Genomic DNA, 22,773 nt, shown 5'->3' on the forward strand with positions numbered 1-22,773 from the left:
GCATTTGCACTATTGATGTTGTTGCAAATGATTTGCAGAAGCAGGTGGATCGTTGCTTGCCCCAGTCAGGCGCGGTGCGGTGCGTGTTACCCAATGAGGGAGAGGGGCGAATATGGACAAGCCGACAAGACCGGACCTGCTGCGAAGGCGCAGTCTGCTGATGGGCGGGCTGGCGGCAGCGGGTGGAACGGCGATCTGCACCAGCGCCGCCTTGGGTCAACAACAGGCGAGCCATGTCGGTCATGCCGCGCCATCGGGAGCGGCGGGACAGGAGCCGATGCCGGCCATGGGGCATGGCGCGATGATGACGGTCGGCGAGGTCGATAGCGCCGTCAACGGCTTCGACCCGACGGAGATGCTCACAGATTGGGACACGGGCACGGTTTCGACGCTGCCGGACGGACGGACGCTGCGCACCTTCGAGATGACGGCGGAGGACCGTGAGATCGAAATCGCGCCCGGCATCAAATTTCCCGCCTGGACCTATAACGGTCGGGTCCCCGGGCCGGCGCTCCGGGCGAAGGAAGGCGAGCGGCTGCGGATCGTCTTTCGCAACTATGCTTCGCATCCGCACTCGATCCATTTCCACGGTATTCACGCGGCGCGCATGGACGGCGTTCCTGGGGCCGGCATGGTCGATCCGGGTGACGAATTTATCTATGAGTTCGATGCCAAGCCCTTCGGCTGCCATCTCTACCACTGCCATGCGATGCCGTTGCGCCGGCACATCCACAAGGGCATGTACGGCGCCTTCGTGATCGATCCCGACCCGGAGCGCCGGCCGGAGCATGTGGAGGTCGCCCGCTCCAGGCTGCTCGGCACACCAGAGAATGCCGGCTGGCAGGAACTGGTGATGGTGATGAATGCCTTCGACACCAATTTCGATGCCGAGAACGAATTCTATGCGGTCAACACCATCGCGCACGCCTTCATGAAACGGCCGATCCGGATCGTGAAGGGCAGGCCGGTGCGCATCTATCTCATCAACGTCATCGAGTTCGACCCGATCAACTCCTTCCACCTGCACGCCAATTTCTTCGACTATTACGATCAGGGCACGACGTTGACGCCGACTTTGAAAACCGTCGATCTCATCACCCAGTGCCAGGCGCAGCGCGGCATCCTCGAATTCACCTTCACTGAGCACGAACCCGGCCTCTACATGTTCCACCCGCACCAGACCGAGTTCACTGAGCTCGGTTGGGTCGGCATGTTCGACGTGGTGGAGGCGCTCGCATGAACGAGATGCCAAGAGCTGCCATTCGCGCGGCAAAGACCAACCTGGTGTGGCTGGCGTTGCCTCTTATCGTCTTTGGCATCGCCGTTGCCTGGCTCGTATCGACCGATCCGTTGTCGGGCTTCCGCAACGGCGCGCCGCCGGTCGAAAACCTCACCTTCGAAAGAACCGTTCTCGACGATAGTGGTCTCAGTCTGCTTGTTCGCGCCGGCGGATCGGAACCGATGACGGTGGCGCAGGTCCAGGTGGACGACGCCTATTGGCAATTCGCTCAGGACCCGCCGGGGCCGATCGCACGCGGTGGGGCCGCATGGCTGAAACTGCCATTTCCATGGATGCTTGGCGAGGCGCATGCCGTGAAGGTGGTGACCAACACCGGCGCCACGTTTGCGCACGACATCGCCGTCGCCGTGCCGACACCGCAGGCGACGCCGGGCCAGTTGCGGCTGCAGGCCGTGGTCGGGATTATCGTCGGCATCGTGCCCGTGGCCGTCGGGCTGATGTTCTATCCGGTGCTGCGTGGTGTTGGGCGCGAGGGCATGGCCTTTCTGCTGTCGCTGACGATCGGCCTGCTCGGCTTCCTGCTGGTCGATGCGAGTGGCGAGGCGCTCGAGCTTGCCGGCGAAGCCGCGGCGATCTTCCAGGGGCCAGTCATGGTGGTGCTGGCGGCTTTAAGCAGTTTCCTCCTGCTGATGGCAATCGGCCGGCGAAGCGGTGCGCCGACCGGGCTGGCGCTCTCCACCTACATCGCGCTCGGCATCGGCCTGCACAATCTTGGCGAGGGGCTGGCGATCGGGGCCGCCTTTGCGGCCGGCTCGGCCGGGCTCGGCACCTTCCTCGTGCTCGGCTTTGCGCTCCACAATGTCACAGAAGGCATCGGCATCGCCGCGCCGATCCTGAAGAAGAGGCCGCCGTTCTCGGTCTTCGTCGGTTTGACGCTGCTGGCGGGCAGCCCGGCCGTCATCGGCATGTGGCTCGGGAGCCTTGCCGCCTCGGCGCAATGGTCCGCCTTGGCGCTGGCGATCGGGGCAGGCGCGATCCTGCAGGTGATCGTCGAAGTGGGCGCCTATCTGATGCGTCAGAGCGAGCGCAGGAGCGACGTGTTCCTGACGCCGCCGGTTTTGGCCGGCCTCGCAGCCGGTGCGGCATTCATGTATGCCACCGCGGCGCTGGTGAAGATCTGACAGGCAACAGGATGGGTCAGACGATCGTCTGGTCCATCTCCGCTGCCGGAATTTCATCGACGCGATGGATGCGCACGACGGTTGCCGGCACGCCCGCGACGGTGGTGCGCGGCGGAACGGTCTTGAGGACGACACTGCCGGCGGCGACCTTGCTATGGGCGCCGACCTCGATATTGCCGAGGATCTTGGCGCCGGCGCCGAGCATCACGCCGCGGCCGATCTTCGGGTGGCGGTCTCCGGTTTCCTTGCCGGTACCGCCGAGCGTGACGTTCTGCAGGATCGAGACCTGATCTTCGATGACCGAGGTTTCTCCGATGACGATGCCGGAGCCATGGTCGAGCATGACAGCCTTGCCGATGCAGGCGGCCGGATGAATGTCAGGTCCGAAGACGAGCGAGGCGAGGTTCGAAAGCCAGTTCGCGACCTCACGGCGGCCGTCGACCCAGAGCTGGTGAGCAGCGCGGTAGGTCTGCAGTGCCTGAAAGCCCTTGAGGTTCACCAGCACATGCTTGAGGCCCGGGCAGGCCGGGTCACGCTCCTTCACCGCCTGAAGATCGGCTTCGGTCGCCAGCAGGATCTGAGGGTTTGTCTTGAAGACGTCGGCGAGCAGCTGCGCAAGCGAGCTTTCGTCGACGCGCGCGACGGCCAAGCCGGCTGCGAGCACGCCGGCCAGCAATTCGGCATCCGATCCGGCATCGATGATCGGCATCAGGGCGGGCGCCATGACCGGTTCACGTGCGGCAAGCGCGCGCGCTTCCGCCCGGATCAGGCTCCAGACCGCGCCATCGGCGAGCGGTGCCGCAAGCGAGCCTTCGTACCGTAGCGTCTCAATCAATGCGGTCATGCGCCACCGTTTATCCCGCGATATCGACGACGCCGCAGTCGCCCTCGGCCGAGCCGAAGGCCAGCTGCCGGCCATCCTTGTTCCACGCCATGGCGGTGATTGCGCCCTTGCCGGGACGGCGCAGCAGCACTTCCTTGCTGTCGGCAAAGCGTGCGCCGAGGATCATGCCGTCCTGATAGCCGATGGCGACGATATCTTCAGCCGGATGGCAGCAGACGGAGGTCACCATGATGTCGGCGCGGGTGCCGAGTTCGAGCGGCGCCTTGCCCATCGGGCCGTCCTTGCCCTGGAAGGGCCATACGATGGCAGCCGGCGCGCCCGAGGATGCGAGCCACTTGCCCTTGGCCGACCAGGAAAAGGACTTCACCTTGGCCGGATAGCCGGTCATGCGCATGTGGCGCGCTTCGGCGCCGGGCTTGGCGTCGAGCTTCCAGCCGTGCAGCGCGTTTTCCTGCATCGTGGTGACGAGGAAGCGGCCGTCGGGTGAGAAGGTGACGCCGGTGTGGGCGCCCTTCCATTCGAGGTCGATCGGCTGGCCCGATGTGCCGACCCAGTGCAACGACACGCCGTTGTAGCGCGCTGCGGCGACGCGAAGGCCTTTCGGCGCGAAGGCGAGGCCTTCGACCGTGCGTTGCTCGGCGAATTCCTTCGTCGTGCCGTCGGCAAGCTTCACGTGCGTGGTCTTGCCATAGGCATAGCCAACGGCACCTTGCGGGCCGGCGGCAACCTGGGCGATCCACTTGCGCGGCGCTTCGGCGACCAGCGCCGTGGTACCGTCGGCGGCGGTGCGCATGACCTTGCCATCTTCGCCGCCCGTCAGCAGCGTATCGTTGGCTTCGTCGACCACGAGCGAGAGCAGGCCCTCGTGGACCTCCGTCGTCTTGTGGCCGAGGTCGAGGCGGTGGATGGCGCCGATGGCTTCGGCGAAGAAGGGGACGCCTTTGAGAAAGGCCACGCCGACGACGTGACCTTCGAGATCGAGGGGAGCGACAGTCGGCATCAGTTCGGCTGCGCCTCGCAGGCCTTGAAGGTGCGCTCGAGCTTTTCGCGGTCGAGGTCACGGCCGATGAAGACGAGGCGGCTTTCGCGCTTTTCGCCTTCCTTCCACGCACGCTGGTGATCGCCCTCGATGATCATGTGAACGCCCTGAACGACGTAACGCTCGGCGTCGCCAGCAAAGGCGATGATGCCCTTCAGGCGCAGGATGTTCGGGCCGTCCGTCTGGGTGATCTTCTGGATCCAGGGGAAGAAGCGATCCGGGTTCATCTCGCCGCCGCGCAGCGAGATCGACTGCACCGTCACGTCGTGGATCGGCGAGGGGGCATCGTGGTGGTGATGATGGTCGTGATCGTGGTCATGATCATGGTGGTGATGGTGATGATCGTGGCCGCAATCCGGACCGCAGGTGTGATCGTGTTCGTGATCGTCCTGGTCGAGGAAGTGCGGATCGTTTTCCAGCGCCTTTTCGAGATTGAAGGCGCCCTGGTCGAGGACCTTGGCGAGATCGATCTCGGAGCGCTGGGTGCGATAGATGCGGGCCGACGGATTGATGACGCGCACGGTCGCCTCGATGCGCTCCAGTTCCTCGGGCGTGACGAGGTCGGTCTTGTTGAGCAGCACGACATCGGCGAAGGCGATCTGGTCTTCGGCCTCGCGGCTGTCCTTGAGGCGCAGCGGCAGGTGCTTGGCGTCGACCAGCGCGACGACGGCGTCAAGCTCGGTCTTGGCGCGCACGTCGTCGTCCATGAAGAAGGTCTGGGCGACCGGGACCGGGTCGGCAAGGCCCGTGGTCTCGACGATGATCGCATCGAAGCGGCCGGGGCGGCGCATCAGGCCTTCCACCACGCGGATCAGGTCGCCGCGCACGGTGCAGCAGACGCAGCCGTTGTTCATCTCGTAGATTTCCTCGTCGGATTCCACGATCAGGTCGTTGTCGATGCCGATCTCGCCGAACTCGTTGACGATGACCGCGTATTTGCGGCCATGGTTCTCGCTGAGGATGCGGTTCAAAAGCGTCGTCTTGCCGGCGCCGAGATAGCCGGTGAGCACGGTGACGGGGATCGGCTTCTGCGGGGATGTTTCGGTCATGGGAACCTCTGGGATTTCCGGATGCGGGAGCAGGCATCCTAGTCGCGTCTCATATAGGAGATGCGGCGGCGATGCGCAAATGGCGCAGGCGATTTTGCCGGTCGGGCGGCGTTGATCGCTGCGATCCCGATAACCCTCCTTTCATCAAGATCGGCGAGAGTGCGCAGCACATCGAGGGGGTGCGCACGTGAAGACGATTTCCATCAACGGCCGGTTCCTGACCCAGCCGCTTACGGGCGTGCAGCGCTTCGCCCGCGAGATGACCCGGGCGCTCGATCAGCGCATCGCTTCGGGTGCCGTGCCGCATGCGCTGAAGGGCGTGCGCTGGCGGCTCCTTTCTCCCGGCAAGGCTGTCTACGATCTCGGCCTCAAGGCGATTTCGGTGGAGCGCTTCGGCTCCGGCCCGGGCCATCTGTGGGAGCAGGGGCCACTCTTCTGGCGGTCACGCCGCGACACGCTCATCGGCTTCGGCGGTAGTGGGCCGGTGCTGCATGGCGACCAGGTGGTGGTGATCCACGACGTTACACTCTTTCGCCATCCGGCCTCCTTTGGCCGCGGCTACCGGCTGTTCCACGGGGCGCTCGGTTTCCTTCTGGCACGACGGGCAAAGATCGGGACCGTGTCGAATTTTTCGCGCAAGGAACTCGCAGACGTGTTCCGCGTGCCGGCGCCCGGTATCGACGTTATCTACAACGCGACAGATCACTTCGCGGATCTTCAGCCGGACGACGGCATCATCGGCCGCCTTGGCCTTGCCGATACGCCCTTCTTCCTGCTTGTCGGCACCCTGAAACCCAACAAGAATGTCGAGTTCGCTGTCCGCGCCTTCGAGACCCTTGGCGCCCGCGACCACAAGCTGGTCGTGGTGGGCGGCACCGATCCGTCGGTTTTTCGCGATATCGCGCCGACGTCGAAGGGCAATCTGATCTTTCCCGGACGTCTGACCGACGCGGAGATCGCCGGGCTGCAACGCCGCGCTGTCGCCTTCGTCTTTCCGAGCCTTTACGAAGGTTTCGGCATCCCGCCGCTGGAGGCGATGACGCAAGGCTGCCCCGTGCTTGCCGCCGACATTCCACCGGTGCGCGAGGCCTGCGGCGATGCGGTTCGCTACTTCGATCCGTTGAAGACGGAAACGCTGGTCGAGGCAATGCGGATGATTTCGGCCGACGCGACTTTGCGTCGTGAGTTGACGCATGCCGGTTACGACAATGCCAAGCGCTTTTCCTGGGATGGAAGCGCGGTGGTGCTGCTCAACATGCTGGCTGCCAGCCGGGCTTGATGGCTGCGGAGGGCGTTAGAGGTCGAGCACGCGCATCGGGTCCAACCGCCCGCGCAGCATATCCAAGACGGCGATGACGTTGCCCTTCAGCCGACCGCGGCGGTCGACGAGGCCTTGCGACCTGACGCTGCCGAGGATGTTGGCAGCGACGTTGCCCCCCATCAGACGCAGCGCCCATTTGAGGCCGACCGTGCCCTTGTTGCGCAGATAGAGCGGATTGGCGACCTGCGAGTAGCCGAAACGCAAACCCGAGGTGCGGCCGCGCTTGTTGCCGAGATGGACGCCGCGCAATCTCTGTGACTTGACGATGCGCCCGCGTGACGCAAGCCGCCGGCAGAAATCGACGTCCTCCTGCCAGCCGTAGAGCGGCAGGCGCTCGTCGAAGCGGGTGTGCTCGACGGCGATCGCCGCAACACGGAAGGCCATGTTGCAGCCGTAGGCATTGAAGGCGGGCGTGATTTGATCCTCGGGCGCGGGACCGGCGTCGCCATGGAGGATCGCCTTCGCATCGGCCACCGAAATGCCGGGTCCGTGAATGCCGTCTGCCAGAACCAGGCCGGTTGCAACGACGATATCCGCCTCGCGCGCAAACAATCGCTCGGTCTCTGCGAGAAAGTCATGGTGTGGCAGGAAGTCGTCGTCGAAGAAGACGATCAGGTCGGCGGTCGTCGCGTGGTCGAGGATCGCATTGCGCTGCGCGCTCGAGCCTTTGCTGCCCCTAACGACGCGGACGTCGGCTGCGAGGGCACTGAGGCGGTTTTCGTCGATGTCCTCGGGCGCGCTCGGGCAGACCAGGATGGAGTCCGGCAAGCGGGTCTGCCGCGTCAGATGCATCAGGGTGTCCGAAAGGACTTCGCGGCGGCCCGCGGTCGCTATGCCGACGACGATGTTCATGGCGGACTCTCCGAACGTTTCGGCGGCGATCTAACCGGAAATTCGTGCAGTTTTTCTTAGCGCAATTGCTTCCAGCCCTATGGGGCGGCAAGCTTCGGAGCCCGCATCATCAGCCGCAATTGGTTGAGTGCGAGCAGGCACAGGACGCCGCCCCCGAGGATGCCGGCGCCGATCGCGAGATAGCTGGTTTCGCCGGCGAGCGCGAAGGCGAAGCCGGCCGTGGCGAGCCCTGCGGCGGCAAGAAGCACCGGCGGCCAGGGGAGGTCGAAGGGAAGCACCGCCATCAGGCGCAGACCGAAGGCGGTCGCAAGGACCGCGCCGATCGCACCACCGGTCGCAAGCGCCGTATCGATCGGGCCTGCGACAACCAGTGCCGCGAGCGCCCCGAGGTTCAGCAGCAGGCAGTCGATGACGGCGAGCAGAAGGATCAGCGCAAGACGCTGCTTCAGGTGCAGCGGCGTCGGCAACATGATCTGCGTCAGCGTGCGGGCAAGCGAAATGAGGATGATCGCAGGCGCCGTGGCGAGGAACCCCTGCTGCAGGTCCGGGCTGATGACGACCCACGTGACCGGCAGGAGCACCGCAAAGATGCCGGCCGCCATCATCAGCGCGAAGCTGGCAAGCAGGGCATAGTATTGCCCGAGCGTCCGGGCGAGGTCCGCGCGGTTGTCGGTCCGGTCGTGGGCGGCGACGATTTCGGGGTACTGGATCGCCTGAAGCGCCGAAACGATGAGCACGAAGGGCCGCTGCAAAAGGTCGAGCGCCAACAGCGCGCCGGCGGCACCCCTCGCTCCGAGAACGGATGTCAGCAGCGTCTTGAGGGCGAGCGGCGCGAACATGGCGGCCGTTGCAGCGCCGGCCGAAACGCTGCCATAGACGAGGTGCTTGCGGAAGCGCGCAGTCTCCAGTGCAACGGTCGGTCGCGCTGCCGGGTTGCGGGAAAGAACCGAGGCGAGCAGGCCGTAGGCAGCGTAGCCGGCCAGAAGCCCCGTGACCGTCGAGAGGAAGGTGGGCGAGGCCAATGCCCCGGCGAGCGTGCCGACTGCCAGAATTGTGGCGCGTGATCCCTGCAACACGGAAAAGGCGCGAAAGTCCTGACGAAACCGCAGCATCGTCAGATGCAGGTCGCTGCCCCCTTGCGCGATCGACACCAGGCCGCCGACAAGGGCGACGACCGGCGGCACGCCGAAGAACACGGCTATCGAGGCTGCGGCCAGGCAGAGTGCTGCGCAGACCGTCGCTTCAACGAGGATCGTGCGCCGCTCAGCCGCCTCGCTGTCAGCGTCCGGCCCCGGATAGAAGCGGGTGCACGCGAAGCGCACCCATTCGAAAGCGGCGATCGCTGCGAATTGGCAGATCGAGACGAACAGCGAATAGCTGGCGTAGTCCGCAGGCGCCAGCCAATGGGCGACGATGATCAGCAGGCCGAAGGCGATGACGGCCTGATAAAAATAGGCGCCGAGCGCTATGATCTTCGCCATGGGTTCTCTGCTCTTCCAACGGACGTCCTTGATAGCGCAAAACCGCAAAGAAAGTGTTTGCCGGGCGTCGCTTCACGCGTCAGGCGAGTTCAGACGGGTCGAAATCCCTGACGTCTTCGAGCAGTTCGACAAGGCCTTTGACGGCATGGGCAAGCAGCGCCTCGCCGCGCGCAGCCGTTGCGGCTGACGCGTTGCCGGCAACGCCATCGGCGTTGAGGTCGCGCATCTTCCAGCCGAAGGCATGCGGGCCGTAGGCACGCAGATGCTTGAAGCGACCGGCAAAGTCGCGCTGACGCGAGGGGAAATCGGACGTTTTTGTCGTGTCCACCTTGTCGGGATGCAGCGCCAGCATCACCGAAGTCTCGATATCGCCGCCGTGAATGTCGAAGGCCTTGTCTTCTGGCGCGATCCAGCCGTCCGGCTGGCCGAAGCGGGTCCAGCTGGTTGCGACCGCCAGCATGTTCAAGCGCACGCGCGCTTCGGTCGCGACGATCGTCATCAACGGCGAATTGCCGCCGTGGGCGTTCAGCATCACGAGCTTGCGAATACCAAGGCCATGGAGATCCCCGGCGATGCCGAGCCAGCGCTCCACGGCCTCGTCATAGGCGAGCGTGCGGGTGCCGGCGACATCCATGTGCTCGATCGAGTAGCCGACCGGCTCGGCCGGCAGGAAGGTTACAGGCAGATCGGCGGGAAGGACGGCGATGGTGCGGGAGACGATCCCCTGGGCAATCAGCGTGTCGGTTTCGAAGGGCAGGTGAGGTCCGTGCTGCTCATGCGCGCCGAGTGGCAGCACCGCGATCCAGTCGCGGCGGGCGTCAGGCGGAAGGTCGGCCGGATTGTCCTGCCATCGCGGCTCGGGCATCGACATTTCTCTTCGATCCTCCACGTCAATTGTCGTAAAATTGTTATTTGAGTCATACAGTTCGTAATCGCAAGCTGTATTGTTATAAGTGTTCGAGACGGGATTCGGCAGGAGGTCCAATGGGCAAGAAGAACAAGGCCGAAAAGAAGGGCAAGAACGGCAAGAAGAAGGACGAGCTCCTGATCGAGCCTCACGATCTTGCCGCCGTCCTTGTCCAGGCTGCGCGGTCGATGCGCACCGTGCTCTCCCGCAATCTGCTCGAAAGCGGCCTCTATGCCGGACAGGATGGCGTCATGCTGGCGCTGGCCGAGACCGACGGTCTGACGGCCGGCGGGCTCGCGGTCAAGCTCGGCGTCAAGGCGCCGACCATGACCCGCACCATCGGCCGCATGGAAGCGCAGGGCTTTCTCGAGCGGCGGCCGGACGACGATGATGCACGGCTCACCAAGGTCTATCTCACTGAGCCCGGCCGCAACCGGCTGCAGACGATCGCCGAGGCCGGTCAGCATTCTGAAAAGCTCGCGACCCGTGGTCTGACCGACAAGCAGGTTCGCACGCTGATGAAGCTGCTGCGCGCCGTTGACAGCAATCTCCAGGCTGCGCGCGCGGCCGACTGAACCGGATTTGCCGCATATTGCCGCGGCGATTTAAACAGTTTAAATAGGGATTTAAATTTATGGCACGCGCGCCGTCTCACAGGCGCGCGAAGGATGCCGAACGTTTGACGCACCGCTCCTGGCTGGGGTTCGTGCGGATGGGGCGAAACAGGGCTTACAGGGGGCATCGTGGCGCAAAAGGTCAAGCTTTCGACGATCGCGGAAACACTCGGTCTTTCGACGGCGACGGTATCCCTGGCCCTGCGTGACAGCCCGCTGGTGGCGACGGTCACCCGCGACAAGATCAAGGAACAGGCGCGCGCGCTCGGCTATATCTACAACCGCCGCGCCGCCAGTCTCAGGACATCGCGATCGGGCATCATCGGCGTCGTCGTGCACGACATCATGAACCCGTTCTACGGTGAAATCCTCAAGGCGATCGAGGCCGAACTCGACCGCGACAAGCAGACCTTCATTCTTTCCAATCACTACGATTCCGTCGACAAGCAGCGCGATTTCATCGAGACGCTGCTGCAGCTCGGCGGCGACGGCGTCATCATGTCGCCGGCGATCGGCACGCCGCTGGAGGACATCCAGCTCGCCGAGGACAACGGCATGCCGGCGATCCTGATCGCCCGCTCGATCGAGGGCGTGGACGTGCCGATCTTCCGCGGCGACGACGCCTACGGCATCTCGCTTGCCGCCAACCACCTGATCGGCCTTGGCCACCGCTGCATCGCCATGGTCGGCGGCACGGACGAGACCTCCACCGGACGCGACCGCTACCAGGGCTACGTCAACGCGCTGCGCAAGGCCAACATCGAGGTCGATCCGGAACTGCGCATTCCCGGGCCCCGCACGAAGCAGGGCGGCTTCGAGGCCGCAGTGCACCTGCTTTCGCTGCCGCAGAAGCCGACCGCGGTCGTTTGTTGGAACGACCTCGTGGCGATCGGCATGATGAACGGCATCGCGCGCGCCGGCCTCGTGCCGGGCGTCGACATCTCCGTGACCGGCTACGACGACCTGGAAGAGGCGTCGATCGCGACGCCGGCGCTCACCACCGTCTGGAATGGGCAGGCCGATGTCGGCCGCAGTGCTGCCCGCGCACTACTCGACAAGCTCTCCGGCAGCCATGAGCCGGATGGAATTCACCTGATCAAGCCGGAGATGCGCATCCGGCAGTCGACCGGCCCCTTGCGGGTCATCGCCTGAGGTCCATCACCCGCAAGGAAAATTGCCATGTCTGCCCGCATTCGCGTTCTCGTGCCCGGAAAAATCAATCCGCGGGTGATCGATCGTCTGGCGGAACGGTTCGACGTGGTGCGGATCGAAGGTGCCGATGCGACGCTGGTGACGCCGCAGATGCAGGACGTCAAGGCGATCGCCGTTTCCGGGCGCGTGCCGGCTGCACTGATGGACGCCCTGCCGCAGCTTGAGATCATCGCCAATTTCGGCGTCGGCTACGACGGGGTGGAGGTCGGGCATGCCGCGGCCAAGGGAATTGCCGTCAGCAACACGCCCGACGTCCTGACGGAAGAAGTGGCCGATACCGCGGTCGGGCTGCTGCTCAACACGCTCCGTCAATTGCCGCAGGCGGAGCAATGGCTGCGCCAAGGTCGCTGGAGCCGCGAGGGCGCGTTCCCGCTATCTCCGCTGTCGCTGCGGGGTCGAAGCGTCGGTCTTTACGGTCTTGGACGCATCGGTCTTGCGATTGCCAAGCGGCTCGAAGCCTTCGGCGTATCGATCGCCTACCATACGCGCAGCCCGCGCGAAGGCCTTGCCTATGCCTACCATTCGACGCTGACGGGGCTCGCAGCTGCGGTCGACACGCTTGTTGTCATCGTACCCGGCACCGAGGCGACGCGGCGGACGGTCAATGCCGAGGTGCTTGCCGCGCTTGGCGGCAATGGGGTGCTGATCAATGTCGGACGCGGCTCGACGGTCGACGAACAGGCCTTGATCGCGGCGCTTCAGGCGGGCGTGATCGCCGGTGCCGGTCTCGATGTCTTCGAGAACGAGCCGCAGGTGCCGGAGGCGCTTGTGGCGCTGCCGAATGTTTCGCTCCTGCCGCACGTGGCCTCTGCCTCGGTGGTGACGCGCAACGCCATGGCCGACCTCGTCGCCGACAACGTCGTGGCGTGGTTCTCGACCGGCAAAGCGCTGACGCCCGTGCCGGAAACACCGTTCACGCGACGCGCGGACTAAGGCCCGACGTCGACGCGCCAGGCGCAAGGTCAAACAGATAGCTCAGGCGGCCAGACGACCGGCGGCGTAGGTTCTGACCGCATCGCCGAACGCCTTGAACAGGCTCGCCGACGGCGTGTCCGTGCGCACCCAATATTCCGGATGCCATTGCACGCCGACGGCAAAGGCCTTGGAGCCGATCACCGAGACGGCCTCGATCGTGCCGTCGTCGGCAACCGCTTCGACCGCAAGACGGGGCGCGGCAGCGCCGATCGCCTGGCGATGGAGCGAGTTGACGCGGATGCGGCCGGCGCCGAGCACCGGCGCGAGGCAGCTTCCTTCCTTGACGATCACGTCCTGGCGGATGCCGTAGGCGACGTCGAGTTCCTTCACGTCGGGCTTGCGGTGATCCCAGATGCCCGGCTGGTCCTGAATTTCGGAGGCGAGCGTGCCGCCGAGCGCGACGTTCAGTTCCTGAATGCCGCGACAGATGGCGAGAAGCGGCACGCCGCGCTCCAGCGCGCGGGTGATGAGCGGCAGGCTGGTCGCGTCGCGGCCGGGATCGAAGGGGCCGTCGCTCTCCTTGGCCTCGGCTCCATAAAGCGAGGGATGGACGTTCGAGCGGGCGCCACTTGCCAGCACGCCGTCGACGCGGTCGAGGATCTCGTCGATGTCGTTGCCGGTCTCGAGTGCCGGGATGAGGAAGGGCATGACGCCGGCGCCTTCGACGGCGGCGCGGACATATTGATGGGCAACGACATGCCAGACATTGCCGTCGAATTCGCGGAAATCGCACGGGATGGCAACGACAGGTTTCGACATCATCAGGCTCCGTTGGATGCTTGAGAAAAGCCTTGCCTTCAGTTGCAGATGAAAGTCAACTGAGAAGGTGGTGAGCGCGATCGTCGCGCCGATCCCGGGCAGCGAGACAGGAGGAGCGATCCGAAACGGCAGGAAATCGCAGGTATTTCTTCAAGAACGAGTAACCATCACAGGCGCAAGTTTGGGATCATCTACGGGCGTCGCAGAATTGTCGAAGTTGCGATCAAGCCGTTTTATTGTGCGAATGCCTATGTTTGGTTGTAGAAACCGAGTATTGTCCCGTGCGGTTCGCACTACTGAGTTGAACTCTTGGGAGATTTCGGCGAAGACCCGTGGTTTTGCTGGGATTCGGTACATTTTTCGGGGCGTTAGACGAAATCTTTCGTTAAGTCATCACCCCTAACAATCCGGTAAACCGGAGCTTGGTTCATGATGCGACTTGGACAGAGCGCTCTTCCGACTGACGTGTATCTGTCATCCGTGAGCTCGCTCTACGAACATCGCAAAACGCTGGTGATCGGCATGCTGTCGCATGTCGTGACGTTCCTGCTCGTCTATCTGAAAACCAGTGATCCGCTCTATCTCGCCTGCTCCGGTGTGATCTTCGTCCTCTGGGCGCTGCGCAATCTCGACATGGCGCGGTTCGACCGGCAGGATTTCTCCAATGCCGATCGGGCGATGGTCCGCAAGTGGGAGAACCGCTACATCGTCGGCGGCGTCAGCGTCACGCTCACCTGCGGTATTGCCTGTGGCTACGCCATCGCCATCAGCCAGGACCCCTTTTCCGAGCTCGCCACCATTTCGGTGACGCTTGCGTCGATGATTTCGCTCGTCGGTCGCAATTACGGCTCCGAGCGGGCCGTGCTCCTCTTGTCTTCCTCGGCCTGCCTGCCGATCGTCATCGGCCTGATCACGCTGCAGGACGTGTTCATGCTGGCGCTTGCCGTGCTGATCCTGCCCTTCATCCTGTCCACCTGGATGATGGCCAACAATGTGCGCGCCTTCCTCTATGAAAACGTGATGGCAGCGCGCGAGATCGCCACGATCGCCGGCCAGTTCGACACGGCGCTCAACAACATGACGCATGGGCTGTTCATGCTTGATGCTGATGGCCGGGTGGTCGTCGCCAACGAGCGGGCCTGCGAATTGCTGGCCCTCGGCGACCGCACCGAACTCAAGGGCTGGTTGCTCGATGATGTGATCCGGCGCGGCGCCCGGCGCATGCGGCTCGATCCGGACAAGACCAAGGCCATTTCGCGCCAGCTCGACCTTCTGCTCAAGGGCAAGCGGCCGCAGGTGCTGATCCCCGTCAGCGAAGAGCTGCATCTGGAATTTTCGGCGAGCCGCCGCGATAACGGCGACACGGTGCTGATTTTTGAAGACGTGACCGCGCGCGTCCAGGCGGAAAAGCAGATCCTGCATATGGTGCGGTTCGACAAGCTGACGCAGCTGCCGAGCCGCGACTATTTCGGGGAGCTGGTGCAGGCGACGGTGAGCGCGGACGACACGGCCGAACGGTTGGTCGGGTTGATGGTTCTCGACGTAACGGAATTCAAGCACGTCAATGACATGCGCGGCCATATCGTCGGCGACAGACTGCTTCATGCGATTGCCGGCCGGCTAAGGGTGCTTGCCGGTGACGATGCGATCGTCGCGCGGCTGATGGGCGACGAGTTCGTCGTGTTCATTCCCGGTGGCAGTGACGCTATTGCACTCGAAGAGCGGATGCGCGGACTTCATGCCGATCTGCGCGACACTTACGAAGCCGGCGGCTTCACCTTCAGCATGACGATGAGCGCTGGCATCGTCATCGCTTCGAGCCTCGACCTCAAGCTCGAGGACTTGCAGATCAAGGCGGATCTTGCGCTTTCGGAAACAAAGCTGCGCAACCGCGGCGGCTGCACGGCCTTCGAGGCCGAGATGGATGCACGCTACGTCGATCGCCAGAAGCTGAAGGCCGACCTGCGCGAGGCGATCAACGCCCGCAGCCTGACGCTCTCCTACCAGCCGATGTTCGCCCCGAACGGCGGGCGCGTGGAGTGCTGCGAGGCGTTGGCGCGGTGGACCCATCCGGAACGCGGGCCGGTGCCGCCGAACGTATTCATCCAGCTTGCCGAAGAGCTCGGGCTGGTCACGGAAATCACCCGCTTTGTTCTCGATCAGGCGTGCCGGGACTGCATGAACTGGCCGGGCGACGTATCGGTGTCGGTCAACCTGTCGGTGCTCGACCTTCGCAGCAGCGAAATCGTGGTCATGGTCACGGACGCACTTCGCGTAACCGGTCTCGATGCCGCGCGGCTGCATCTGGAAGTGACGGAAAGCTGCCTGATGGACGAGCCGCTGAAGGTGCAGGCGATCCTGCGCGAACTGCGCGGACTGGGCATCACGATCGCCATCGACGATTTCGGCACCGGCTACTCGAGCCTCAGCTATCTCGATGCGCTGCCGGTCGACATCATCAAGATCGACCGTTCCTTCGTGCGCAACATCCGCGAGGATTCTCGGCGCTTCAAGCTTCTGCGTGGGACCGCCAACCTTGCCCGCGCGCTCGGCCTGCGCATCGTCGTCGAAGGTGTCGAGACGGCGGACCAGCTACAACTTATCAACGAGCACAATTGTGCCGATTTGATACAGGGCTTCGTCTTTGCCGCGCCCATGCCGGCTTCGGCCATTGCTACGCTTTGCAAGAATGGTGTGCCAAAACGAGGCGCAAAAACCACCAGCAAGCGCATCGCCTAACCCCTGAAATCTTCTGGAAACTGTCCTGTTTTACTACTGGTTTTCCGGTAGCAAGTCATTGATTAGGTGCGCCAAATTGATTCCGCTTTGGTGCGCTTGATTTCAAATCGAGCAAATAAGTTCACGAATTTTTATGGTTAACGAAAAGTTAACGGTGAACTGTTTCGATTTGCGGTTGCCGCCCCATCACCCGTCAATAGGTTAACGATTTGTTAACCATGAGGTGTTGAGTATGGGTGAGACGATTCACCAGGCTGAGCCTGGGCGCTTTTCTGAAAAACTGATGCAATTGCTCGATCGCGTCGAATACCGGCGGGTCGAAACCGGCGAGGACATGGAGGACATCGCGCGGCTGCGCTACAAGTCCTACAAGTCCGTCAATCTGATGGAGTTGACCGGCTCGACGCTGATCGACGATCTCGATTTCGACAGTCACGCCTATGTCTTCGGTCTCTATCTCGACGAAGTGCTTGTCAGCACCGTGCGCGTTCATCATGTGACGCCGGATCATCGCGCCAGCACGTCGGGCATGATCTTCGCTCCCGAGATCGACGCGTTCCTCGATGCCGGCATGGTGCTGGTCGATCCCGGCCGGTTGGCGGTCGATCCTGACGTGATCGGCGACGAGATGCGGGCGCTTCCCTATCTGACGCTGCGACCGGTCGCGATGGCGTGCGAGTACTTCGCTGCCGACCGCTGCCTGACGGCCTGCCGTCCGCGCCACGCGGCTTTCTACAAGCGCATCTTTGCGTCGGAGACGGTTGTCGCCAAGCGCGAGAACCTCGGTGTCTACAATGCCGACGGCGCGCTTCTGGTGGCACAGGTGCGGGGGCAGCGGCCGTCGATCCTCGACCGCTACCCGGTCTTCGATTCCGAACCGTTCGAACGCCGCATGATGTTTGCCGACCGCAGCGAGGTGCCGTTTGCGCCGCTGACGATCCTGCCGACCGCGCGCATGGCGCAGACCGGCTACGGCCGCTCCTACCGGACGTCCGTCTTCCGGTAAGCGGCCTCGATTGCGAATGCGAATTCGGGGCGCGTCGAGGCGCGCCGCACCTTGCTGTGTGGCGTGACATTTCGCCCCATCAGGCACGGCTAAAGAACGGGTTTTCGTTGCGCCAGCCGTGCGCATTGTGTAAGGGCAGCTATAAGGGTTTCGCGGCTTTTCGCGAGACCATGCTTCGATAGGGGCGGCGATGACCCCAAGGTGGCGCCGCGGCATTCAGGGAGAATTTTGAACGATGGCTGAGCATCATTCTGGACCGGTCGATGTGGGCGCTCCGATGGACTATCCGGAACACGAGAAGACCTACCTCATGTTCCTGAGTGCCTCGAAGTACGGCACGCTTTTCTGCGTCGCCCTGCTGATCGCGATGGCTGCCGGCTTCTTCACGACGATGGGCCTGATCTCCTCGATCGTGCTTTTCATTCTGATCAACGTCGCCGGTTTCTTCTTCCTTCGCTAATCGGCGCGACCAAACCGACTGTTGAGGGAGCGCACACCGTGCTGCCTCGGCGACCGGGCGTTTGCCCGGAAGAAGCTGCATGTCGCCGGCTGGAGGTGCCGACGCATATGGCTTGAGGCCCGGATGCCCGTCGTAGGGCAGAGGTGGATAGTCCTCACCCGAGTGAGGGAGGAGTGGACAGCAGGCCCGCAGAGCCCGATTGCGGCTCGATGCCGGTGGATCGCCAAAGGTCCCGCATCCAGGCGATGGCTTGCTCCAGACGATTGCGCCGGGCACAGGTGTGCCGCGCACATGAGGGCGTGTCGGCCCGGTAGGCCACCCGCTTTGCAGTCGGAGAGAATGCCCGCATTCCGGCCCTGGCTCGATTGCGGCCAGGAGGGGGGACTTGTGAGCGAGATCGTCTTCGTCGCCAAGGAAACGGATCCGAATGAGGGTCGCGTTGCCGCATCACCGGATACTGTGAAGAAACTGAAAGGTCTCGGCTTCGACGTCGTCGTCGAGGCGGGCGCCGGGTTTCTGTCGCGCATTCCGGATGCCGAGTTCGAAAAGTCCGGAGCCCGGATCGGCACGACGGCAGACTACAGGGCGGCGGATGTCGTGCTCAAGGTCCGTCGGCCGACGAGTGTCGAGATTGCCGGCTACAGGTCCGGCGCCATCGTCATCGCCATCATGGATCCCTACGGCAACGAGGCGGCGATCGCCGACATGGCGAATGCCGGATTGACCGCTTTTGCGATGGAGCTGATGCCGCGCATCACGCGCGCGCAGTCGATGGACGTGCTGTCCAGCCAGGCCAACCTCGCCGGCTATCAGGCGGTCATCGACGCGGCCTACGAATATGACCGGGCGCTGCCGATGATGATGACGGCGGCCGGCACGGTTCCTGCCGCCAAGGTCTTCGTCATGGGCGCCGGCGTTGCCGGTCTGCAGGCGATCGCGACGGCCCGCCGTCTCGGGGCCGTGGTCTCGGCAACCGACGTGCGTCCCGCCGCCAAGGAGCAGGTCGCCTCGCTCGGGGCCAAGTTCATCGCCGTCGAGGACGACGAGTTCAAGGCGGCTGAGACCGCCGGCGGCTACGCCAAGGAAATGTCCAAGGACTATCAGGCCAAGCAGGCAGCACTTGTCGCCGAGCATATCGCCAAGCAGGACATCGTTATTACCACGGCGCTTATCCCCGGCCGCCCGGCGCCGCGGCTCGTTACCCGCGAGATGCTGAAGAGCATGAAGCCCGGTTCGATCGCGGTCGACCTTGCGGTCGAGCGCGGCGGCAACGTCGAGGGGGCAGAGGCCGGCAAGGTCGCCGAGGTCGAAGGCGTCAAGGTTATCGGCCATCTGAATGTGCCTGGCCGCATCGCCGCTTCCGCCTCCGGGCTTTATGCCAAGAACCTCGTCACCTTCCTGGAGACGATGGTCTCCAAGGAGACCAAGGCGCTCGCGCTCAACATGGAAGACGAGCTCGTCAAGGCGACGGCGCTCACCCATGGCGGTCAGGTCGTGCATCCGAACTTCGGCGCCAGCAAGGGGGACAAGTGATGGCGAATGAACTTCTCGACAAGGCGCTCGCCGATCTCGACCGGGCGGTGGAAGCGGTCCGCACCGCGGCCGAGTATGTGCCGGATGCGGCCGGTGCCGTCGCCCATGGCGCCACCGGCGGGGCGATCGACCCCTTCGTCTTTCGCCTGGCGATCTTCGTGCTGGCGATCTTCGTCGGCTACTACGTGGTCTGGTCGGTGACGCCGGCGCTGCACACGCCGCTGATGGCGGTCACCAACGCGATCTCCTCGGTCATCGTCGTCGGCGCCCTGCTGGCGGTCGGCATTTCCGCCTCGGGGCTGGCGACCGGCTTTGGCTTCATTGCGCTGGTGCTGGCCTCGGTCAACATCTTCGGCGGCTTCCTCGTCACCCAGCGCATGCTGGCCATGTACAAGAAAAAAGACAAGTGAGGCCGGCCCGATGAACGCCAACTTCGCAGCCTTCCTCTATCTCGTCTCCGGCGTCCTGTTCATCATGGCGCTGCGCGGCCTCTCGCATCCGACCACCAGCCGCAAGGGCAATACCTACGGCATGGTCGGCATGGGCATCGCCATCGTCACGACGTTGCTGCTCGCCAAGCCGAGCTTCGGTGGCCTGATGCTGATCGTGCTTGGCCTTGCCATCGGCGGCGGTATTGGTGCGTTCATCGCCCGCCGCATCGCCATGACGTCGATGCCGCAACTTGTTGCTGCCTTTCACTCGCTGGTCGGTCTTGCGGCCGTCATGGTCGCGGCTGCCGCCATGTATGCGCCGGAAAGCTTCGGCATCGGTACGATCGGTGACATCCACGCGCAGGCGCTGGTCGAAATGTCGCTCGGCGTCGCCATCGGCGCGATCACCTTTACCGGCTCGGTCATCGCCTTCCTCAAGCTCGACGGTCGCATGTCCGGCAAGCCGATCATGCTTTCGGGTCGCCATGCGATCAATGCCGGTCTGGCCGCGGCGCTCGTCGTGCTGGTGATCATGCTGGTCCTGACCCAGAGCACGACGGTGTTCTGGCTGATCGTCGCACTGTCGCTGGCGCTCGGCGTGCTGATCATCATTCCGATCGGCGGCGCCGACATGCCGGTGGTGGTCTCGATGCTCAACTCCTATTCGGGCTGGGCGGCGGCCGGCATCGGCTTCACACTCGGCAACCTGGCGCTGATCATCACCGGGGCGCTCGTCGGTTCGTCCGGTGCGATCCTCTCCTACATCATGTGCAAGGGCATGAACCGCTCGTTCATCTCGGTCATCCTCGGCGGCTTCGGCGGTGAGACAGCAGCGGCCGGCAGTGACGACGGCGTCCAGCGCACGGTCAAGCAGGGCTCGGCCGATGACGCGGCCTTCCTGATGGCGAACGCCTCCAAGGTGATCATCGTGCCCGGCTACGGCATGGCGGTTGCTCAGGCGCAGCATGCGCTGCGCGAAATGGCCGATCAGCTGAAGGCGGCCGGCGTCGAGGTCAAATATGCGATCCATCCGGTCGCGGGCCGCATGCCCGGCCATATGAACGTTCTGCTGGCGGAAGCAAACGTTCCCTATGACGAAGTGTTCGAGCTCGAGGATATCAATTCCGAGTTCGCGCAGGCCGATGTCGCCTATGTCATCGGCGCCAATGACGTCACCAACCCGGCGGCGCGCGACGACAAGTCCTCGCCGATCTACGGCATGCCGATCCTCGACGTGGACAAGGCCAAGACCTGCCTGTTCGTCAAGCGTTCGCTCGGCTCCGGCTATGCCGGCATCGACAACACGCTGTTCTACAAGGACGGCACGATGATGCTGCTTGGTGATGCCAAGAAGGTGACGGAAGACATCGTCAAGGCGCTGCACGCCTGAGGGCTGCTCGCATCGACCGATAAAGAAACGCCCGCCTTTCGGCGGGCGTTTCGCGTTGAAGGAGATGCGCGCGCCGTATGCGGCGATGTGTCGAGCTTTAGTCCAGGTCGACTTAGCCAGCCGGTGCCAGTGTCAGCTCGTCAATGCCGACGGCGAGGTTCAGGCCTTCCTGCACCTGGACATTGACCGGCTGTAGCATAAACGCCTTGTTGGTGCCGCCGCCGATCACCTTGGCGCCACCGCCGACGGCGAGACTCGCATCGGCGCCGACGCCGTAATACTCACCGGCAAGCGCGAATTCGCTGATCGGTGTGCCTGTCTTGGCAAGCACGTCCCAGATCATCGTGCTCTTTCCCGTCTTGCCGATGTCGATGCCGATCTTGCGGATCGTGCCGGCATAGACGGCCTTCGGTGCGCCATTGGTGGGCGTGAAGGTGCACATCAGGTTCTTGGTTGAGGTCAGGATCATGCCAGTGCCGCCTTCCGAACCACAAACGAGGCGGCCAAGGGCGACATAGTTTTGCGCGGCGGCCGGGCCCGTGGCAAGCGCGGCGAGCGCCAGCGCAGTGACGAGGGTTCGTTTGATCATGGCTAGTCTCCGTTCTTGATGCTTCAAGCAAACGGATGGCGGGCAGGAAGGTTCCGCTGTGCAGGGGCAATGCCTGCAAACGAAAACGCCCGCGATGCGGTCGCGGGCGTTTCGAAATGCGTGAACGGGTTGGCTCAGGATGCCTTGACGCGGGCAAGGCCTGCGCGGGCCGGCTCGTATTTCGGGTCGAGCTGCAGCGCGTGCGAATAGGATTTCGACGCTTTGGCCTTGTCGCCCTTGCGCTCGTAGATCAGCGCCTGGTTGGCCCAGGATTCGGCGACCTTGCCGTTCAGGTTGATCGCGGTGTTGAAGTCGGAGAAGGCGTTGTCGTCGTCGCCTTGCGCGACATAGGAGATGCCGCGGCCGTTATAGGGTTCCGGCGAGCTCGGCGACAGCGAGATCGCGGTCGAGAAGTCTTCGATCGCCTGACCGTGCTGGTTGCGTGCCTGGTAGATCAGGCCGCGATTGTGATAGGCGCGCGGATCGGTGGTATCGAGCTGGATGGCCTTGTTGAAATCGTTGAAGGCGGAATCGAGCTGGCCGGCCTGGCGATAGAGATTGCCGCGGCCGATATAAGCGACGTCGTAGTTGGCGTTGAGCTGCAGGGCCGTGTTGTAGTCGGCAAGCGCTGCCTGGGTATTGCCCATGTTGCGATGAACGAGCGCCCGGTTGGCATAGGCCTGGTAGAAGCGCGGGTTCAGCTTGATCGCCTGGTCGAAATCGGCAATCGCGCGGCGGTATTCGCCGGCGCGGCCGTAAGCCGAGCCGCGGACATTGTAGCCTTCCGGATCGCTCGGGTTGGAGGCGATGACGCTCGAAAGCGAGGCGATGTTTTCCTGCGAGCCCTGTTCGCGCTCGACCTTGTTGGTGACGGAGTCCGGACCGTCGGTCGTGCAGCCGGCGATGAGGAGGGCCGAGCCGAGAAGCAGCATGGCGGCAAGCCTCGGCTTGCGCTGGTGGCGGCGAGACGCCTCATGGACATTAAAACCGGAGACGTCCGCAGTCATGGCAGCAAGTGTCAAAGGTTGATCCCTCAAATCGACAAGGTCTCGAAAGCCATCGGCTTTCCGTTTCTGGAGCCGCTGAACTCCCCGCGGGCTCCTCAAGCCGGGCCAAAGTCGGCCTTGGCAGACCACCGGTCCAAACACTCC

21 protein-coding genes are annotated in these 22,773 nt (G+C 63.8%); 12 read left to right on the forward strand and 9 right to left on the reverse strand.

Annotated elements, in window-relative coordinates:
• Nucleotides 1-112 precede the first annotated feature (112 nt).
• Nucleotides 113-1,240 (forward strand): multicopper oxidase domain-containing protein, encoded by a 1,128-nt coding sequence (locus tag ASD63_RS33470; protein WP_034786951.1) that lies wholly within the window; start codon nt 113-115, stop codon nt 1,238-1,240.
• Nucleotides 1,237-2,421 (forward strand): ZIP family metal transporter, encoded by a 1,185-nt coding sequence (locus tag ASD63_RS33475; RefSeq protein ID WP_034786948.1) that lies wholly within the window; start codon nt 1,237-1,239, stop codon nt 2,419-2,421. The genes ASD63_RS33470 and ASD63_RS33475 overlap by 4 nt, the downstream gene beginning before the upstream one ends.
• A 16-nt stretch (nt 2,422-2,437) precedes the next feature.
• On the opposite strand, the gene cysE is transcribed toward ASD63_RS33475, so the two are convergent.
• From cysE to ASD63_RS33490, 3 genes are read right to left on the reverse strand one after another with little or no spacing between them, the layout of a single operon-like run.
• Nucleotides 2,438-3,265: a serine O-acetyltransferase gene (cysE, locus tag ASD63_RS33480; protein WP_034786945.1), complete on the reverse strand. Its 828-nt coding sequence runs from the start codon at nt 3,263-3,265 to the stop codon at nt 2,438-2,440.
• 10 nt (nt 3,266-3,275) lie between these two features.
• The gene (locus ASD63_RS33485) at nt 3,276-4,265 is read right to left on the reverse strand and encodes a WD40 repeat domain-containing protein (protein WP_034786943.1); all 990 of its coding nucleotides are present in this window, start codon (nt 4,263-4,265) and stop codon (nt 3,276-3,278) included.
• The gene (locus ASD63_RS33490) at nt 4,265-5,353 is read right to left on the reverse strand and encodes a GTP-binding protein (RefSeq protein WP_034786931.1); all 1,089 of its coding nucleotides are present in this window, start codon (nt 5,351-5,353) and stop codon (nt 4,265-4,267) included. Before ASD63_RS33490 ends, ASD63_RS33485 begins: the two co-directional genes overlap by 1 nt.
• Before the next feature lie 187 nt (nt 5,354-5,540).
• Between ASD63_RS33490 and ASD63_RS33495 the strand changes: the two genes are divergently transcribed.
• Nucleotides 5,541-6,632, forward strand: a complete 1,092-nt coding sequence (locus ASD63_RS33495; protein WP_034786928.1) for a glycosyltransferase family 1 protein — start codon at nt 5,541-5,543, stop codon at nt 6,630-6,632.
• A 15-nt stretch (nt 6,633-6,647) separates the two neighbouring features.
• On the opposite strand, the gene ASD63_RS33500 is transcribed toward ASD63_RS33495, so the two are convergent.
• The 3 genes from ASD63_RS33500 to ASD63_RS33510 all read right to left on the reverse strand — a co-directional run bounded on the left by ASD63_RS33500 (nt 6,648) and on the right by ASD63_RS33510 (nt 9,878).
• Nucleotides 6,648-7,526 carry a glycosyltransferase gene (locus ASD63_RS33500; protein WP_034786925.1) on the reverse strand — a complete coding sequence of 293 codons (879 nt, stop codon included), beginning with the start codon at nt 7,524-7,526 and terminating at the stop codon, nt 6,648-6,650.
• Between the two features lie 77 nt (nt 7,527-7,603).
• Nucleotides 7,604-9,007 carry a hypothetical protein gene (locus ASD63_RS33505; RefSeq protein ID WP_034786923.1) on the reverse strand — a complete coding sequence of 468 codons (1,404 nt, stop codon included), beginning with the start codon at nt 9,005-9,007 and terminating at the stop codon, nt 7,604-7,606.
• A 79-nt stretch (nt 9,008-9,086) separates the two neighbouring features.
• A complete protein-coding gene (locus ASD63_RS33510; protein ID WP_034786920.1) occupies nt 9,087-9,878 on the reverse strand; it encodes a creatininase family protein in 792 nt (263 codons plus the stop codon).
• Nucleotides 9,879-9,991: 113 nt separating this feature from the next.
• Here ASD63_RS33510 and ASD63_RS33515 point away from each other — a divergent pair, with 113 nt between their 5' ends.
• From ASD63_RS33515 to ASD63_RS33525, 3 genes are all read left to right on the forward strand, one after another.
• A complete protein-coding gene (locus ASD63_RS33515; RefSeq protein WP_034786917.1) occupies nt 9,992-10,489 on the forward strand; it encodes a MarR family transcriptional regulator in 498 nt (165 codons plus the stop codon).
• A gap of 168 nt (nt 10,490-10,657) precedes the next feature.
• On the forward strand, nt 10,658-11,680 hold the full coding sequence (locus ASD63_RS33520) for a LacI family DNA-binding transcriptional regulator (RefSeq protein ID WP_034786913.1): 1,023 nt from the start codon (nt 10,658-10,660) through the stop codon (nt 11,678-11,680).
• A gap of 27 nt (nt 11,681-11,707) precedes the next feature.
• Nucleotides 11,708-12,673, forward strand: a complete 966-nt coding sequence (locus tag ASD63_RS33525; protein ID WP_060530584.1) for a 2-hydroxyacid dehydrogenase — start codon at nt 11,708-11,710, stop codon at nt 12,671-12,673.
• 42 nt (nt 12,674-12,715) lie between these two features.
• Here ASD63_RS33525 and ASD63_RS33530 read toward each other — a convergent pair whose 3' ends face one another.
• Nucleotides 12,716-13,474: a gamma-glutamyl-gamma-aminobutyrate hydrolase family protein gene (locus ASD63_RS33530; RefSeq protein ID WP_034787271.1), complete on the reverse strand. Its 759-nt coding sequence runs from the start codon at nt 13,472-13,474 to the stop codon at nt 12,716-12,718.
• Between the two features lie 429 nt (nt 13,475-13,903).
• Here ASD63_RS33530 and ASD63_RS33535 point away from each other — a divergent pair, with 429 nt between their 5' ends.
• The 6 genes from ASD63_RS33535 to ASD63_RS33560 all read left to right on the forward strand — a co-directional run bounded on the left by ASD63_RS33535 (nt 13,904) and on the right by ASD63_RS33560 (nt 21,033).
• On the forward strand, nt 13,904-16,213 hold the full coding sequence (locus ASD63_RS33535; protein ID WP_034786908.1) for an EAL domain-containing protein: 2,310 nt from the start codon (nt 13,904-13,906) through the stop codon (nt 16,211-16,213).
• Between the two features lie 232 nt (nt 16,214-16,445).
• Nucleotides 16,446-17,219, forward strand: coding sequence for a hypothetical protein (locus tag ASD63_RS33540; RefSeq protein ID WP_034786904.1), 774 nt, complete (start codon nt 16,446-16,448; stop codon nt 17,217-17,219).
• Nucleotides 17,220-17,454: 235 nt separating this feature from the next.
• Complete coding sequence (locus ASD63_RS33545; protein ID WP_034786900.1) at nt 17,455-17,679, forward strand: aa3-type cytochrome c oxidase subunit IV; 225 nt, start codon at nt 17,455-17,457, stop codon at nt 17,677-17,679.
• Between the two features lie 387 nt (nt 17,680-18,066).
• The gene (locus ASD63_RS33550) at nt 18,067-19,212 is read left to right on the forward strand and encodes a Re/Si-specific NAD(P)(+) transhydrogenase subunit alpha (protein WP_034787268.1); all 1,146 of its coding nucleotides are present in this window, start codon (nt 18,067-18,069) and stop codon (nt 19,210-19,212) included.
• Nucleotides 19,212-19,622 carry a proton-translocating transhydrogenase family protein gene (locus tag ASD63_RS33555; RefSeq protein WP_034786897.1) on the forward strand — a complete coding sequence of 137 codons (411 nt, stop codon included), beginning with the start codon at nt 19,212-19,214 and terminating at the stop codon, nt 19,620-19,622. Before ASD63_RS33550 ends, ASD63_RS33555 begins: the two co-directional genes overlap by 1 nt.
• A gap of 10 nt (nt 19,623-19,632) precedes the next feature.
• Entirely contained in the window at nt 19,633-21,033 is a 1,401-nt protein-coding gene (locus tag ASD63_RS33560) for an NAD(P)(+) transhydrogenase (Re/Si-specific) subunit beta (RefSeq protein WP_034786893.1), read from the forward strand.
• 112 nt (nt 21,034-21,145) lie between these two features.
• On the opposite strand, the gene ASD63_RS33565 is transcribed toward ASD63_RS33560, so the two are convergent.
• Both ASD63_RS33565 and ASD63_RS33570 read right to left on the reverse strand, forming a co-directional pair.
• The gene (locus ASD63_RS33565) at nt 21,146-21,622 is read right to left on the reverse strand and encodes a DUF992 domain-containing protein (protein WP_034786890.1); all 477 of its coding nucleotides are present in this window, start codon (nt 21,620-21,622) and stop codon (nt 21,146-21,148) included.
• A 134-nt stretch (nt 21,623-21,756) separates the two neighbouring features.
• Nucleotides 21,757-22,644 (reverse strand): tetratricopeptide repeat protein, encoded by an 888-nt coding sequence (locus ASD63_RS33570; RefSeq protein WP_034786887.1) that lies wholly within the window; start codon nt 22,642-22,644, stop codon nt 21,757-21,759.
• Between the last annotated feature and the right edge of the window lie 129 nt (nt 22,645-22,773).

Origin of the sequence: Ensifer sp. Root558 (genome assembly GCF_001427045.1) — a bacterium.
Lineage (GTDB): Bacteria > Pseudomonadota > Alphaproteobacteria > Rhizobiales > Rhizobiaceae > Ensifer > Ensifer adhaerens.

Coding starts and splice junctions, on each gene's coding strand:
- ASD63_RS33545 (WP_034786900.1), top strand. CDS start 17,455: ATGGCTGAGCATCATTCTGGACCGGTCGATGTGGGCGCTCCGATGGAC.
- ASD63_RS33490 (WP_034786931.1), bottom strand. CDS start 5,353: ATGACCGAAACATCCCCGCAGAAGCCGATCCCCGTCACCGTGCTCACC.
- ASD63_RS33560 (WP_034786893.1), top strand. CDS start 19,633: ATGAACGCCAACTTCGCAGCCTTCCTCTATCTCGTCTCCGGCGTCCTG.
- ASD63_RS33535 (WP_034786908.1), top strand. CDS start 13,904: ATGATGCGACTTGGACAGAGCGCTCTTCCGACTGACGTGTATCTGTCA.
- ASD63_RS33475 (WP_034786948.1), top strand. CDS start 1,237: ATGAACGAGATGCCAAGAGCTGCCATTCGCGCGGCAAAGACCAACCTG.
- ASD63_RS33530 (WP_034787271.1), bottom strand. CDS start 13,474: ATGTCGAAACCTGTCGTTGCCATCCCGTGCGATTTCCGCGAATTCGAC.
- ASD63_RS33555 (WP_034786897.1), top strand. CDS start 19,212: ATGGCGAATGAACTTCTCGACAAGGCGCTCGCCGATCTCGACCGGGCG.
- ASD63_RS33470 (WP_034786951.1), top strand. CDS start 113: ATGGACAAGCCGACAAGACCGGACCTGCTGCGAAGGCGCAGTCTGCTG.
- ASD63_RS33515 (WP_034786917.1), top strand. CDS start 9,992: ATGGGCAAGAAGAACAAGGCCGAAAAGAAGGGCAAGAACGGCAAGAAG.
- cysE (WP_034786945.1), bottom strand. CDS start 3,265: ATGACCGCATTGATTGAGACGCTACGGTACGAAGGCTCGCTTGCGGCA.
- ASD63_RS33525 (WP_060530584.1), top strand. CDS start 11,708: ATGTCTGCCCGCATTCGCGTTCTCGTGCCCGGAAAAATCAATCCGCGG.
- ASD63_RS33565 (WP_034786890.1), bottom strand. CDS start 21,622: ATGATCAAACGAACCCTCGTCACTGCGCTGGCGCTCGCCGCGCTTGCC.
- ASD63_RS33485 (WP_034786943.1), bottom strand. CDS start 4,265: ATGCCGACTGTCGCTCCCCTCGATCTCGAAGGTCACGTCGTCGGCGTG.
- ASD63_RS33540 (WP_034786904.1), top strand. CDS start 16,446: ATGGGTGAGACGATTCACCAGGCTGAGCCTGGGCGCTTTTCTGAAAAA.
- ASD63_RS33510 (WP_034786920.1), bottom strand. CDS start 9,878: ATGTCGATGCCCGAGCCGCGATGGCAGGACAATCCGGCCGACCTTCCG.
- ASD63_RS33505 (WP_034786923.1), bottom strand. CDS start 9,007: ATGGCGAAGATCATAGCGCTCGGCGCCTATTTTTATCAGGCCGTCATC.
- ASD63_RS33500 (WP_034786925.1), bottom strand. CDS start 7,526: ATGAACATCGTCGTCGGCATAGCGACCGCGGGCCGCCGCGAAGTCCTT.